Genomic DNA, 14288 nt, shown 5'->3' on the forward strand with positions numbered 1-14288 from the left:
GCTGTTTGTTTAAGCAACGGAGCAAGCTTTTGATTAACTGAGTATTAAATTTGTACTAGTTCGCTAGAGCGCGCTGAAAAGCCTGTAGGCGTTTCTTGGCTTTTTTCATATTTTCGGGGCCCATACGCAAGAACAACTTTTGTGCATCGGATAACTGCTCCCACTCCGCGTAAGCATACTTATAGGTCACAGACTCTTGTATAAGTGGTAAACTCGACTCAGGAATAGGAGTTTCAAGTAACTCTCCTAACGCTTCTTGTAACGTGTAGTCAAATTCACTACCGTTGTAACCAATTTCTTCGTACGCCTCGTTAATTAGCGGCTTGTATTGCTCATACAAGCGAACAAGTTGTGCTGTGCTCATTGAATTAAGCATATTTACATAAGGTGTGTAGCGCTCAAAACTATTCGGATCAGTAACAATAATATCGTCTTCAATTACCATAAAGTTGTCAGCTGGCTTGCTCACTGGGTAGTGTTTTTTAGCAATCTTGCCTTGCGCTAGGTTATCAATAAACACCACGCTACGTCTTACCATATCTTCAGTAACTAGCAATTCCATCGCTTGCTTGCTTAAATAATTTGCAACACTGTCTCTTACGCTTGTGTCACTGTCGTCTAATGTAGGCAGCACTGTCTCTACAGGCTCCACGGGTCTTGCTACTGGCTGCTCAGTGACAACTGGTTCTTCAATAACGGGCTCTGATGTTTCAACTTCTGGTGATTCAACAATGCGCTCTTCTTGCTGAGATTTAGCCTCTGTACGAGCCGTATTAACAACTGTTTTCGGGGTTTCTTCAGGCACTACGACATCCTGTCGAAATTTTGTATTTTCCGCGGGCTTACTTTCTTTATTCGCTAATACAAATACAGCCACAATAATCAATGCAACGACCGCTATGGCCGCAAGAAGTAGATGGCTGTTAGAAGGCTTTTTATTTGTCCTTGGCTCTGCTGAACTGTGCTCTGACATGGAGACTCCGTAAAATTCGCTTAAATAATTTGGCAGCTAAAAATCCTCGCTGCACTATGCAATTAAAACACAAACTAAAAGATATCTCATCTGCGTTAACGCGCATTAATGAGAGTTTATCTCAAACTCGCACCTCTTTGCTGACATTTACATGAACATCTGAACAAACAAGAGCCAAACCGACAAAAACACACAAAGCAGTACACCTTTTTACAAGGACGTACTGGGCTAAATTTTGTAAATGGCTGATATTTAAAAAAGATGCAAAATACACTTTCGCCTTAAATTGATTATAGTATAAGTAAGCAGGTTATTTTTTATCTTGGTTACTGCTAGATAAAATGAAAGGACGTATATGAATAAGGCACAGAGTAGAATTGGCCAGCCACACATTGCGCTTTTACTTACTGGGGGTGGTGCTCGAGCCGCTTATCAGGTTGGTGTTTTAAAGGCCATTGCGTTGAGTTTACCCCGCAGTGCTCCTCTCCCCTTTAAAATTATTAATGGCACTTCGGCAGGCGCAATTAATTCGACGGGGTTAGCATGTTATTCATCCAACATGCATTTAGCCATTCGAAAAATAGAGTGGATCTGGAAAAGCTTTCACACAGATATGGTCTATAAAAGTTCGTTATTTGGTGCTTTTGGGCACTTATTTAACAATGTTATGCGCAGCTTTCAGGCAGATTATATCAATCATCCACCAGCGAGCCTTTTAGACAATACGCCTCTTCGCCACCTACTCGAAGATGTTTTAGACCTCGCTCGCATTGACCGAAATATTCACAGAGGCTTTTTAGATGCGCTCTCTGTGACTGTGTCGAGTTATTCGAATGGAAAATCAGTCGCGTTTTTTCAGGCAAAAGATGCCAAACCATGGCAACGCGCAAAACGCGAAGGCGTGCAAACGCACCTCACACTCGACCATTTAATGGCATCTAGCGCCATTCCCATGGTTTTTCCAAGTGTCAGAGTAAAACACAATTACTATGGCGACGGCTCAATCCACCAGCTTTCTCCATTGAGCCCATCAATTCATTTGGGTGCCAGTAAAATATTTATCATCGGTGTCGAGCAACCAAAAGCACATACGCCACTAGGCTATGAAGCACACTTCCCTGGTATGTCCGTTGTGGCAGGCCATCTTTTGGATAGTATCTTTAGCGATACCTTGCAATCAGATTTAGAGCGGCTTGAGCGAGTCAATCGTACCGTGAGCTTATTGCCAGCCAAAGAAAAACACAAAGAACTCAAACGAGTAGATACTTTGGTTGTGAACCCATCAATGAACTTTAATGAACTGGCCATCAATTATTATGATGATCTTCCCATTGCCATAAAACTATTGTTGCGCACTATTGGGGTCAAAAAGCACTCTCAATCAAGTTTAACCAGTTACCTGCTATTTGAGAAAAGTTACACTCAAGAGCTTATCAACATTGGTTATGAAGATGGTTTGGCACGACTCGATGAGATCCGTGCCTTTTTAGAGCTAGACTAGGGTAATCCATCCATAATAAATTGCTCAGCCCGCTCGACACGGCGAGGTTTACCTTTAAGCAGCAACACGTCGCTTGCCATAAGCATAATATCTTCGTCTGGCATAGATATTTCAGTACCGTCTCTACGTAGTGCTTTAACAACAACCTTGTGCCTGACAAGCTGAAGTTCTGAAATTGTTTTGTCAACTGCATAAGCATCTTCAGGCAAGGCTATTGCGTGCAAATATTCCAACCTGTCAGATACAAAGCTCGATTGACTATTTCCATATTCATGTAACTCATGACTATTGCCAGTGAAAAAACCATGCAGGTACTCATAGCGATTTTGTCGCTCTTTGCTGACACGCTTAAATATACGTCGCATCGGAACACCCGACATGTACAAAACATGTGAAACTAACATTAAGCTTGCCTCAAGTGACTCTGGAACCACTTCGGTAACGCCAAGTTGTTTTAAATCTTCTAGGTGAGTGTCATCTTGCATCCGCACTAATATTTTCACCTCGGGCGCAAAGTGCTTAATCGCATCAATTACAATTTGGCTTTGTTCAAAGTCATCCATAGTAACAATCACCAAACGCGCCTGACTCACGCATGCCGATTTCAATATGGCTTTTTGTGCAGCATGGCCAAAAATAACCGGCTCACCCGCAGTTTGTGCCTCTTGCACAATAATCGGATTGCGCTCTATAGCAATATAAGGAATCGCCTCAGGTTTTAAAAAGCGGGCAATTGTTTGCCCAACCCGTGCATATCCAAATATCACCACATGATCTTTGATCGTGGGATCTTTAAACCCAGAATTAGAAAAGTCTGATCTATGCTCCGAGTCAAGTTTAAACAAAGTGAGTAAGCGATCTGTTTGGCCAATTAAGTAAGGTGTGACCGCCATTGAAAGTACGCCCAGTGCCAACAAAAAAGATGCAACATTTGGTTCAAGTAGGTGGTGCTTGCTCGCAAGTGCAACTAATACAAAGCCAAACTCCCCCATTTGCCAAAGCATCACACCTGATGCAAATGCATCTTTTTTAAATTCCCCCATAAGCTGAGCGCTGGCATAGATAATTGCGACTTTAGTTATTAGTAATAGCGCCATGGCTGCCACAATATACATGAATGAGTTGATCACGAAGCCTACATCCAACTGCATACCCACTGTGACAAAAAACAGCCCCATCAAAATATCTCTAAAAGGTCTAATTTCGGCTTCTAACTGATGCCGATATTGGCTCTCCCCAAGCATCATACCCGCCAAAAATGCGCCAAGGGCCATGGAGAGGCCAAACGCATAAGTAAGTGCCCCTGCACACAATGCAACCACCAGCGTAGTCAACACAAATAACTCGTCGGTTCTAGCCAGTGCAACCTCATTAAATACCTTAGGTAATACCCATTTTCCAATCGCCCACAGCAACATGCACACAAATGCGCCTTTTGCCAAAGCCAATACCAGCGCGCCCACCAATACTTGATTGTCTGTTTGCGCCATTAAAGGAAATACAATTAGCATGGGGACCACGGCTATATCTTGAAATAACAACACGCCCACCGCAAGTTGCCCTTTGCGAAGGTTAAGCATGCCGTTCTCTTTCATGATTTTTACGACGACCGCAGTTGAAGAGAGCGCAACAATACATGCAATGATCAACGACTCTGACCAAGCGACCCCTACTTTATATAAAAGTAAGGTAACCAACAGAATCGAAAGAATAACCTGTGTACTACCCAACCCAAACACAACACTGCGCATTGCCATGAGCTTGGGAATAGAGAATTCCAACCCAAGGCTAAATAATAGAAATACAATTCCTAACTCAGCAATTAAATGGATCTCATGACTGTTATCCATCCACCCATATCCACCTGCCACTAACCCAGTGAGTAAATAAGCTAAAATAGGCGGCAAACCTACTCGTTTGAAGGACCAAACAAGTATTACAGCACACAGTAATAGCGCTACAAAACCGGCAAAATGACCATGCAAAGCATTAACAATTGCGGTGAGCACTTTTTCTGAAAAAAGCCCGGCAAAATTTTGCTGCAAATGGCCTCCTCGGTGTCAAAGATTCGTTATAGATTATTTTTCACTCAAATTAACTATAGCAAGCAACTGTTTTTCAGCCAGTTTAATTTCTTGGCATGAAACTAGCTTATATGTTCGGGAATGTTGTAATTAGGGGAATTACCAAATGGAAAATGTCCATATTTTGGCGCAACGAACGCCTTCGCGCGGTGACTACATACCGTTCGCGACGGACCAATATGTTTCACAGGCGCCAGAACAACCAAATACGCTGGTCGAAAAGCTGCAAACTACCTTAGAGGTAAACGGCATCTTAGATATTTTTGCCGGCTATGTTAAACGCATTACCGATCTTGCAGGACTGCAGTTTCATTCGAGCCAGGGATTGTTTCAAATGCATCAAAGTGACAATCAGCTGAAACCGTATACCTTTGATCTGGAGTTAAACGGGCAGCACTTAGGTCAACTCGTGTACTTTAGTAAATATAGCTTAAGTGGGACTATAAGAGCACGACTAATGCAACTGCATACATGTTTGTTATATCCGCTCAGAAATGCGCTGATGTATCACCGTGTGCTACAACTCGCCACCAAAGATACGCTCACTGGCTTGTACAACCGTAGCCAGTTTAATGAATACTTAGAAACCAAACTTGAGCGTAGTCGCCGCCATCACCGAAATTTTAGCTTGATGCTGTTGGATTTAGACAACTTTAAGCAAGTAAACGACAAATATGGACATAAAAAAGGTGATGAAGTACTTATCGAGTTTGCTAATATTCTGACTTCAAGTATTCGCGCTACTGATGCTGTATTTAGGTTTGGAGGCGATGAATTTGCCGTACTTATCGATGACCCAGCATTTACAACCAATAAAGTAATTGCAGAGCGCATCATGGACAGGGTAAACGAGTGCAACTTGCTGGCCAAACATGAAGTGACAACCAGCATTGGCTTTACACTGGCGTCAAGCCAGGATTGTTCAAATGAAATATTTGCTAGAGCCGATGGCGGGCTATACAAAGCCAAAGAAGCGGGAAGGAATTGTGCACGCGCTGTGTGAACAAACTATTTCGTACTTACCATCCCCTAATGGTAAGTACGACAACGTGATTAGCGGTTTTTAACTTTAAACAACCAAAGCAGTACGGCAAAGCCGCAAAAGAAGCCGTTAATCACCCACACCAGCGACCAAAAGTCAGGTAACTCACTGAACAAAATCGATAGCATTGGCGCTGCTAAGCCTAAAATAAAAAAGCTGCCGCCTCTACCATGCCAATAGGCTAATAATAGACTTGCCGATAAAACCCCTACTCCAATAGCCAAAACGACGTTAGAGGCATTAAAAGGAGACACCAAAGCCAGAATAATAAACCCAATACAGCACCCGATAATTGCAACCGGGGCTTTACTTGCCAATGACAAACTTATTTTATTATGCTCTTGCATCAACTTCTTTCCAATAAATACCTTGCTCACTGGCATAGGACTCGTTTACAAAGTAACCTACTACGGCGACCAAGGTCTCATTATAAAATATTAAAGGCACACGTTCTCGTTCCCAGGTGGGCACTTTTAAATCTTTCAGCCAGTGCTTCACTGTGTTGTGACCGGGTTTACCCAGAGGCTTTACTCTTTCAGTGAGGTCCCCGAACTTAACTGTTACTGTCTCGCTCGGCAGCGGAAATCGAACTCCCTTCCCTTTGCACACGATGAGCTGGCGACTATCGGTCAAAGATAGTGGCTCGCTGATGCTGATATCACTGATTGCCTGCAATGGAGCCTGATCTTTTGCTACCCAATAGAGTTTACCTCGGTAAAGCTTTACACTCCCTTTTGCCAGTTGAATATTTACTTGTGCGTCTGGGCGAGCATACAGCGATTGCTGTAATATTTGCTCCAATTGCTTTTTAGACGGCATATCAACATGCTGTATTGCAAGCCATGCACGTACAGCATTGCTTTGTCTGAGCGGCGAGAGCTTGTTCAAGTGCTCTACAACCAAACATCGGTTATCTATGCATACGGCTAAGTCTTGCTCAGAGAGCTCATCAACTAAAGCCTGCTGAGCTTGTAGTAATTCTATAGATCTCAGTACGCTTGGTACAAACCCCTTAAAACGCGCTTTCAACAGCGGGAGCACTTGATTGCGCAGAAAGTTACGGTCAAATATGTCGCTTTGGTTAGATTCGTCTTCAATGTGTTGCAAGGTAAAGGTTTTAGCAAATGCTTCAATATCTTGACGACCAACCCCTAAAAGCGGCCGCAAACAGTTACGCCCACTTTGTAACTGCGTCACAGCTTTCATAGCACCTAGCCCTTGCAGCCCTGAGCCTCTTTTCAAGCGTATAAGAAAGGTCTCTACTTGGTCATCTGCATGTTGTCCCAATAAAAGCGCTGAGCCAGGCAATGCAAGCTCATCCAGTGCAAGGTAGCGCGCATCGCGAGCCTGTGCCTCTAAGCTGACTCTCCGCTTTGGAAGTACTTCAACGGTTGCTGCGCTAAACTCAACAGATAAGGACTTGCAGAGTTGTTCGCAAAAATCCTGCCACCGCATCGCATTTTCTGATAAGCCATGGTTTACATACACCGCTTTAATTGGAACACCTTCATGCTGATTTGCATAGGTATGACACAAATGCAGCAGCACCACAGAGTCCACGCCACCAGACAACGCGACAGTAAAGCCACTTTGTATACTGCGACAGTGCAGCTCCAGCATCGCAACAAATTGCTTGTAAACGCTTGTGCGCTCCATAACTCTCCCCAATTTCGATACCGTGGGGTTATACCGCATCGAAGCAGAATTGCAACGAGTAAAGCCATAATAACTTCCACACTATGAAGTAAATCAGAAATCTCTAAATTATTTTATGTAATTTCGGTCTACACTTGAGCAAATTATATTGTTGCGTTTTGATATTGGATAGTGATTATGAACGCATTTTATAGAGTGATTGGCATATTTTATAAGTTTTGGCAAAAGTCTCGGCAAAACGGCCTGAATAAAACCTACATTTCAACGTCTTGCTTTTCACTTGCCATTTATTTATTGCGACTAAAATTATCATTATTTACTAAAACAAAACAAACCCAAAATTAATTGACATCTGCGCCAAAATCTAGGTAAATCGCTACTTATGTATAAAAAGTCGCATTATCTTGCTGGTCTGTTTTCAAGATGCAGCTTGGGGCAGTATAATGTGAAGAAAATTGTATGTGATGACAGAGAACTCGCCTTCACGAAGGAAAAAACAGTTGTAAGATGAAGAAGCATTGTGCTGCGAAAATTCGCGAACTTCTCCAAAAACTGATGTAAATAAGCAATATTGACTAATAGTTAAAGCGGCTTTTGGCAAAACGAACTATGCTATTAAAGACGTTGCGAATGACTAAGTCTTGGCATTTTAAATCTGTACTCTCTACATTGGACCGAGACAAACTTTAAAAAAATTATCAGATAGGTTAGAAAATGAGCTTAAATTATCTAGAATTTGAACTTCCAGTAGCTGAATTAGAGCAAAAAATAAAAGAGCTACAAGCTGTTAGTCGCTCAGGTTCTTTGGACCTAAGTCTGGAAGAAGAGATCAGCAAGCTTAAAGAAAAAAGCGTACAGCTGACTGAAAAGATTTACTCAGAACTAAACCCATGGCAGCTACTACAATTAGCTCGCCACCCAATGCGCCCACATGCAAGTGATTACATCAAGCGTATTTTTACCGAATTCGATGAGTTTGCAGGTGATCGTGCATTTGCAAATGACCCTGCAATTATTGGTGGTACAGCTCGTTTAGATGGCAAGCCAGTAATGGTTATCGGTCAAGAAAAAGGCCGCGATACTGCAGAAAAAATCAAGCGTAACTTTGGTATGCCAAGACCTGAAGGTTACCGTAAAGCAAAACGCTTAATGGAAATGGCCGAGCGCTTCAAAATGCCTATTATCACTTTAATCGATACACAAGGTGCTTACCCTGGTATTGGTGCAGAAGAGCGTGGTCAAAGTGAGGCTATCGCGATGAACTTAAAAGTAATGGCATCATTGAAAGTACCAACAATCTGTAGCGTAATCGGTGAAGGTGGTTCAGGTGGTGCACTAGCAATTGGTGTTGGTGACCGCGTAAACATGCTTCGTTACAGTACTTACTCAGTAATCACACCTGAAGGCTGTGCGTCAATCCTGTGGAAAAGTGCCGAAAAAGCGCCTCTGGCTGCTGAAGCAATGGGTGTATCTGCACAACGCATCAAGGATAACAACCTAATCAATGAAATCGTGCCTGAGCCATTAGGTGGCGCACACAGAGACTATGATGGTGCTGCAAGTAGCTTGAAATCTCAGATCTTAAAAGATCTCTCTGATCTATCTAAGTTAAGCCAAGAAGAAATGCTTGAGCAGAGATACCAGCGACTAATGTCTTTTGGCTATTGTAACTAAGCCACAAATAGATACAAAAAAGGCCACCAAGTAAACTTGGTGGCCTTTTTTATACTTAACTCACTAACAGTGACACTAAGTATAAGGGCTTTAATCAAATATTAATTCGACATCTTGCCCCGTCAGTTTTTTAAGGGAGCGTATCAATTCATCACTCGGTGTTACACACCACTGCATACCAAGCGTAAGCTCTGCTGTCGCATCAGGCCTTTGATATTCAATCACCACTTGGCATGTTCCAAACTTGTATGGCTCAAGTACCCTTTTTAAGTTTTCACCAAAGCTCGTATCCATTTGCGTCATATTCAACGTCATTTTCAGGGCACTTATCCGCTTTTCGCGAGCCTGAGAAATCGTGCTAACTTCACGGGCGGTCATAGAAATACCACCAGAGAAATTGTCAAAAGCAACATGCCCAGAAATCACAAGGATTTGGTTAACTTGCAGCAGCTCTTGATACATTTCGAATTGCTCTGGGAAAAAGCGTACATCGATACGTGCACTTTTGTCATCCAGTGTGATCAAACCCCAGCGGTTCCCTTTTTTATTGATAAGGGTACGCGCATTTATCACCAAACCAGCAGCAGTAGAGTGCACATCTCGGTTGGTCGGCTGCAAGTCGACTAACTTTCCAGATGTGTAATTTTTCAATTCTTTACGATACTGGTTAATTGGGTGACCGGTCAGGTATAAACCAAGTGTTTCCTTTTCTCCATCTAACCATTCGTTGTCACTTAATGGTGTTGCTTTCACAAAAGCTTGCGCGACTTCTTCAGGTTCAACAGCCAGCAATCCAAATAAGTCTGATTGGCCAAGTTGTTCAGCCTTGTGATGTTGCTCAGCAGACTTCATCGCATCTTTTAGGCTCGCCAGTAATGTCGCTCGACCACCCTGTGTTGACTCAGGTCCTAACTTGTCCAATGCTCCCGCATAAATGAGCTTTTCTATCACTCGACGGTTTAAACGTTTAAGATCCACTCTGGCACAAAAGTCAAAGAGATCTTTAAACTCTCCACCTTGATCTCGTGCTTCTAGAATCGCCTCTACAGGGCCTTCACCCACCCCTTTGATAGCGCCAATGCCATATACAATTTCACCTTGTAGATTAACAGTAAACTTATACACACCAGCATTCACATCCGGTGGTAGCAGTGTCAATTTCATGTTTTCACATTCATCAACCAAGGTAACAATCTTATCGGTATTATCCATATCAGCAGACATTACCGCAGCCATGAACTCCGCAGGAAAGTGCGTCTTCATCCACAGTGTTTGATAAGAAACGAGCGCGTATGCAGCCGAGTGAGATTTGTTAAAGCCGTATCCAGCAAACTTTTCTACAAGATCGAAGATCTTCATTGCAAGTTCGCCATCAACACCGTTATTTTTTGAACCTTCCTCAAAGGTTGAACGCTGCTTAGCCATCTCTTCAGGTTTTTTCTTACCCATCGCACGACGCAGCAAGTCAGCGCCACCAAGGCTATAACCGGCAAGTACCTGTGCGATTTGCATTACCTGCTCCTGATACAAGATGATGCCGTATGTAGGCTCTAGTATCGGGGCTAAACTTTCGTGCTGATATTGTGCGTCAGGGAATGAGATCTCTTCTCGACCATGCTTACGGTCGATAAAGTTGTCTACCATCCCTGATTGCAAAGGACCTGGGCGGAAAAGTGCAACCAGTGCGATCATATCCTCAAAGCAATCGGGCTTAAGACGTCTGATCAAATCTTTCATACCACGGGATTCTAGCTGGAAAACAGCGGTGGTTTCAGCCCTAAGTAGTACTTCGAAGCTGGCATGATCATCGAGCGGGATAGCGTTGATATCAACAAAAGGTTTTTGCTCACGAGCTAAACGCTCATTCGCCATGTCCAAAGCCCACTGTAAGATTGTTAACGTTCTAAGACCGAGGAAGTCAAACTTAACTAAACCTGCTGTTTCAACGTCATTTTTATCAAACTGTGTAACAGGGAACTTACCTTCTTCATCACAGTACAATGCAGCAAAGTCAGTAATACTGGTTGGCGAGATTACAACACCACCGGCGTGTTTACCGGCATTTCGAGTACAACCCTCTAAGATACGACATTTGTCGATAAGCTCTTTTACTTCATCATCACCGTCATAGGCTTCTGGCAAGCGCGGCTCTACATCAAACGCTTTGGCCAACGTCATACCTGGGTCGCCTGGTACCAGCTTGGATATACGGTCTACAAAACCATAGGGGTGACCCAATACTCGACCTACATCTCGAATTACCGCCTTCGCGGCCATGGTACCAAATGTGATGATCTGAGATACTGCTTGACGACCATATAACTTGGCAACGTGATCAATTACCTCGTCTCGTCTATCCATGCAGAAGTCAACGTCAAAGTCCGGCATCGAGACACGTTCTGGGTTTAGGAAGCGTTCGAATAGTAAGTCAAACTCGAGAGGGTCAAGATCCGTGATCTTCAATGCATATGCAACCAAAGAACCGGCACCCGAGCCTCGACCTGGACCTACTGGAATGTTGTTGTCTTTACTCCATTGAATGAATTCCATTACGATCAAGAAGTAACCTGGGAATCCCATTTGGTTGATTACATCTAGTTCAATTTTTAGGCGGTCATCATACTCGACTCGCTTAACTTTTCTGTCTTCTTCATCGGGAAATAAAAACTGTAGTCGTTCTTCTAGGCCGTCTTCAGAAACTTTAACCAAGAAGTCTTCAATCTTCAGCTCGCCCGTTGGGTAATCTGGTAAGAAGTAAGTACCCAACTGCACCGTTACATTACAACGCTTGGCAATTTCAACCGTATTCTCAAGCGCCTCAGGAATATCGCTGAACAATTCGTGCATCTGTTCAGGCGTTTTTAAATACTGCTCTTTAGAAAATCGTTTGGGTCGATTTTTATCTTCGAGGGTGTATCCATCGTGGATTGCAACACGAATTTCATGGGCTTCAAAGTCTTCTTCACTCAAAAACACCACTTCATTTGTTGCTACCACGGGGAGATTGCGCTCAGTTGCTAACGCCACTGCCGCATGCAAGTATTCTTCTTCGTGCTCCCTTTCGGTTCGATGTAGCTCTAAATAGTAGTGATCAGCAAAATGCTCCTCGTAAAAGGCAAGTGTTTGTTCAACCAGTTGAGGATTGCCTTTTAATAGCGCTTTACCCACATCACCATCTTTTGCACCAGAGAGAAGGATTAGACCGTCTTTGAATTTCGCTAACCATTCTTTATCAACAACAGGGCGATGAAATACATGTCCGCGTAGGAACGCTTCAGAAATCAATAAAGTAAGGTTTTTATACCCTTCATTATTTTTTGCCAATACAACAATACGGCATGGCTCATCGGGAAACTCGTCACTTTTAAGCCAAAGGTCAGCACCGACTAAAGGTTTAATACCGGCACCATGTGCTCCCCCATAAAACCGGACTAGACCACACAAGTTCATTTGGTCAGTTATCGCAAAGGCTGGCATTTCGAGCTCTTGGGCTCTGGCTACAATTGGTTTGGTTTTTGCCAAACCATCTACCATAGAGAAGTCACTATGAACACGTAAGTGTACAAAATTCGGCGCTGGCATAATTAGGACTGCTCCGCAAGAATACGTTGTACTGGCTTAAAGCTTTTACGATGGTAAGGCGTGATACCGTGCAAAGCCAGTGCTTCGAAATGCGCTTTGGTTGGGTAGCCTTTGTGGCCGGCAAAACCAAATTGTGGGAACTTAGCATCAAGCTCAATCATTTCGTTGTCACGTGTTACCTTCGCCAAAATAGAAGCTGCACTAATTTCTGGCACCAGACTGTCACCTTTTACAACCGCTTGTGCAGGCGTACTTATTTCAGGAAGTCGATTGCCATCTACAAATACAAACTCAGCGGCTATGCTAAGTCCCTCAACAGCACGCTTCATAGCAAGCATGGTTGCATGCAAAATATTGAGCTCATCAATTTCTTCGACACTGGCACGCGCTATACAATAACACAGTGCTTTTTCTTTAATTTCTTCTGCGAGCGCATTGCGCTTTTTCTCAGAGAGCTTTTTAGAATCGGTCAACCCTTCAATAGGTTTAGTTGGATCTAAAATAACAGCTGCCGTTACAACGTCGCCGACTAAGGGGCCTCGGCCTACTTCATCCACACCTGCAATATAGTTAAAATTAGGTCGTTCAATTTGCATCTATTACCTCCGCAACAGCGATTGCAGCCTGTTCACTGGCATTCAAACGGATATCTTTATGGATTTCGTAAAAGCGCTTTATCAGCGCCGAATTATCTTCACGCAGTAGCGGAAGCAACGCATCGGTCAATGCATCAGGGTTACACTCTTCTTGCAAAAACTCAGGAACCAAAGGCGCATCAGCCAGCAAATTTGGTAGAGAAAAGTGCTTAATATTAAAAGTAAAGAATGTACTGAAAATTTTGTAACTTAAGGTCTTTAGGCGGTAGCCAACAACCATCGGCTTTTTGTAAAGCATGGCTTCTAACGTGGCCGTACCAGATGCAAGAAGCACCGCATCTGCTGCCTTCATGGCAATAGAAGACTGTCCATCAAGTAGAATAGGCCTCAGTTCAGGTGCAACTTTATTCAAAACTTGCATAAATTGCTTCTGGCGTTTTTCATTAACCAAAGGCACAACAATCTTTAGATCAGGAATTTTATCGACCAGTTGTTTGGCTGTTTGTAAGTAGGTTTCGCTCAACAAACTCACTTCTGAGCCACGGCTTCCGGGTAACAAGGCCAACACTGTGTCTGACTCATCTAAGCCAATTTCAGCTCGCGCTGCTTGCTGATCAGACTCCAAAGGGATTTCATCCGCTAACGTATGCCCAACAAACGTACATGGTACTTCATGTTTGTCATAAAACGCTTTTTCAAAGGGTAATAGCGAAAGCACCAAGTTGGTCGCTTCTGCAATTGTGTGTATTCTTTTTGGACGCCACGCCCAAACTGACGGGCTAACATATTGTATGGTTTTGATACCAGCCGCTTTTAAAGGCTTTTCAACGCGTAAGTTAAAGTCTGGAGCATCAATACCAATGAATACGTCAGGAGGATTATCAATGAAATGGTTTACCAGCTGTTTTCTAATTTTCAGCAATCTCGGTAAGCGTCCCAGGACTTCAACAAGTCCCATAACTGCCAGCTCTTCCATATCAAATAAGCTTTTGCAGCCTTCAGCTTGCATTTTAGGGCCCGCAATACCCACAAATTGGGCTGTAGGATACCGTTTTTTAAGGGCTTTAATTAACCCTGCGCCGAGAATATCGCCAGACAATTCGCCTGCAACAATACCAATGGTGATTGATTTTTCGTTTGCCATTTTTGTTCTTCTGGAAAATAAAAAAACGCCATACTA

At 43.2% G+C, this 14288-nt stretch carries 10 protein-coding genes; 3 read left to right on the forward strand and 7 right to left on the reverse strand.

Features of this window, described 5'->3' with window-relative positions; genetic code table 11:
* Positions 1-55 precede the first annotated feature (55 nt).
* Positions 56-973 (reverse strand): DUF3014 domain-containing protein, encoded by a 918-nt coding sequence (locus N475_RS18620; protein WP_063357038.1) that lies wholly within the window; start codon positions 971-973, stop codon positions 56-58.
* Positions 974-1328: 355 nt separating this feature from the next.
* Between N475_RS18620 and N475_RS18625 the strand changes: the two genes are divergently transcribed.
* Complete coding sequence (locus tag N475_RS18625; RefSeq protein ID WP_063365787.1) at positions 1329-2474, forward strand: patatin-like phospholipase family protein; 1146 nt, start codon at positions 1329-1331, stop codon at positions 2472-2474.
* Here N475_RS18625 and N475_RS18630 read toward each other — a convergent pair.
* The gene (locus N475_RS18630) at positions 2471-4459 is read right to left on the reverse strand and encodes a monovalent cation:proton antiporter family protein (protein ID WP_063357054.1); all 1989 of its coding nucleotides are present in this window, start codon (positions 4457-4459) and stop codon (positions 2471-2473) included. The genes N475_RS18625 and N475_RS18630 overlap by 4 nt on opposite strands.
* A gap of 205 nt (positions 4460-4664) precedes the next feature.
* On the opposite strand from N475_RS18630, the gene N475_RS18635 reads away from it, so the two are divergent.
* A complete protein-coding gene (locus N475_RS18635) occupies positions 4665-5561 on the forward strand; it encodes a GGDEF domain-containing protein (RefSeq protein WP_063365788.1) in 897 nt (298 codons plus the stop codon).
* A gap of 50 nt (positions 5562-5611) precedes the next feature.
* Here the strand turns inward: N475_RS18635 and N475_RS18640 are convergent, their stop codons facing one another.
* Positions 5612-5947 (reverse strand): hypothetical protein, encoded by a 336-nt coding sequence (locus N475_RS18640; protein ID WP_063365789.1) that lies wholly within the window; start codon positions 5945-5947, stop codon positions 5612-5614.
* On the reverse strand, positions 5934-7256 hold the full coding sequence (gene tilS / locus N475_RS18645; protein ID WP_063365790.1) for a tRNA lysidine(34) synthetase TilS: 1323 nt from the start codon (positions 7254-7256) through the stop codon (positions 5934-5936). The genes N475_RS18640 and tilS overlap by 14 nt, the downstream gene beginning before the upstream one ends.
* Before the next feature lie 714 nt (positions 7257-7970).
* Here tilS and accA point away from each other — a divergent pair.
* A complete protein-coding gene (accA, locus tag N475_RS18650; RefSeq protein WP_063357033.1) occupies positions 7971-8930 on the forward strand; it encodes an acetyl-CoA carboxylase carboxyl transferase subunit alpha in 960 nt (319 codons plus the stop codon).
* A gap of 90 nt (positions 8931-9020) precedes the next feature.
* Here accA and dnaE read toward each other — a convergent pair whose 3' ends face one another.
* The 3 genes from dnaE to lpxB are packed head-to-tail and all read right to left on the reverse strand — an operon-like array spanning position 9021 to position 14252.
* A complete protein-coding gene (gene dnaE, locus N475_RS18655; RefSeq protein WP_063357032.1) occupies positions 9021-12512 on the reverse strand; it encodes a DNA polymerase III subunit alpha in 3492 nt (1163 codons plus the stop codon).
* A 2-nt stretch (positions 12513-12514) separates the two neighbouring features.
* Entirely contained in the window at positions 12515-13108 is a 594-nt protein-coding gene (rnhB, locus tag N475_RS18660; protein WP_063357031.1) for a ribonuclease HII, read from the reverse strand.
* Positions 13098-14252 carry a lipid-A-disaccharide synthase gene (gene lpxB, locus N475_RS18665; RefSeq protein ID WP_063357030.1) on the reverse strand — a complete coding sequence of 385 codons (1155 nt, stop codon included), beginning with the start codon at positions 14250-14252 and terminating at the stop codon, positions 13098-13100. Before lpxB ends, rnhB begins: the two co-directional genes overlap by 11 nt.
* Positions 14253-14288 lie beyond the last annotated feature (36 nt).

It is taken from the genome of Pseudoalteromonas luteoviolacea DSM 6061 (assembly GCF_001625655.1).
Lineage (GTDB): Bacteria > Pseudomonadota > Gammaproteobacteria > Enterobacterales > Alteromonadaceae > Pseudoalteromonas > Pseudoalteromonas luteoviolacea.

Bases quoted from the DNA above. Each gene is read 5' to 3' on its own strand.
- tilS (WP_063365790.1), bottom strand. From the start codon at position 7,256: ATGGAGCGCACAAGCGTTTACAAGCAATTTGTTGCGATGCTGGAGCTG.
- dnaE (WP_063357032.1), bottom strand. From the start codon at position 12,512: ATGCCAGCGCCGAATTTTGTACACTTACGTGTTCATAGTGACTTCTCT.
- N475_RS18620 (WP_063357038.1), bottom strand. From the start codon at position 973: ATGTCAGAGCACAGTTCAGCAGAGCCAAGGACAAATAAAAAGCCTTCT.
- N475_RS18625 (WP_063365787.1), top strand. From the start codon at position 1,329: ATGAATAAGGCACAGAGTAGAATTGGCCAGCCACACATTGCGCTTTTA.
- N475_RS18640 (WP_063365789.1), bottom strand. From the start codon at position 5,947: ATGCAAGAGCATAATAAAATAAGTTTGTCATTGGCAAGTAAAGCCCCG.
- N475_RS18635 (WP_063365788.1), top strand. From the start codon at position 4,665: ATGGAAAATGTCCATATTTTGGCGCAACGAACGCCTTCGCGCGGTGAC.
- rnhB (WP_063357031.1), bottom strand. From the start codon at position 13,108: ATGCAAATTGAACGACCTAATTTTAACTATATTGCAGGTGTGGATGAA.
- lpxB (WP_063357030.1), bottom strand. From the start codon at position 14,252: ATGGCAAACGAAAAATCAATCACCATTGGTATTGTTGCAGGCGAATTG.
- accA (WP_063357033.1), top strand. From the start codon at position 7,971: ATGAGCTTAAATTATCTAGAATTTGAACTTCCAGTAGCTGAATTAGAG.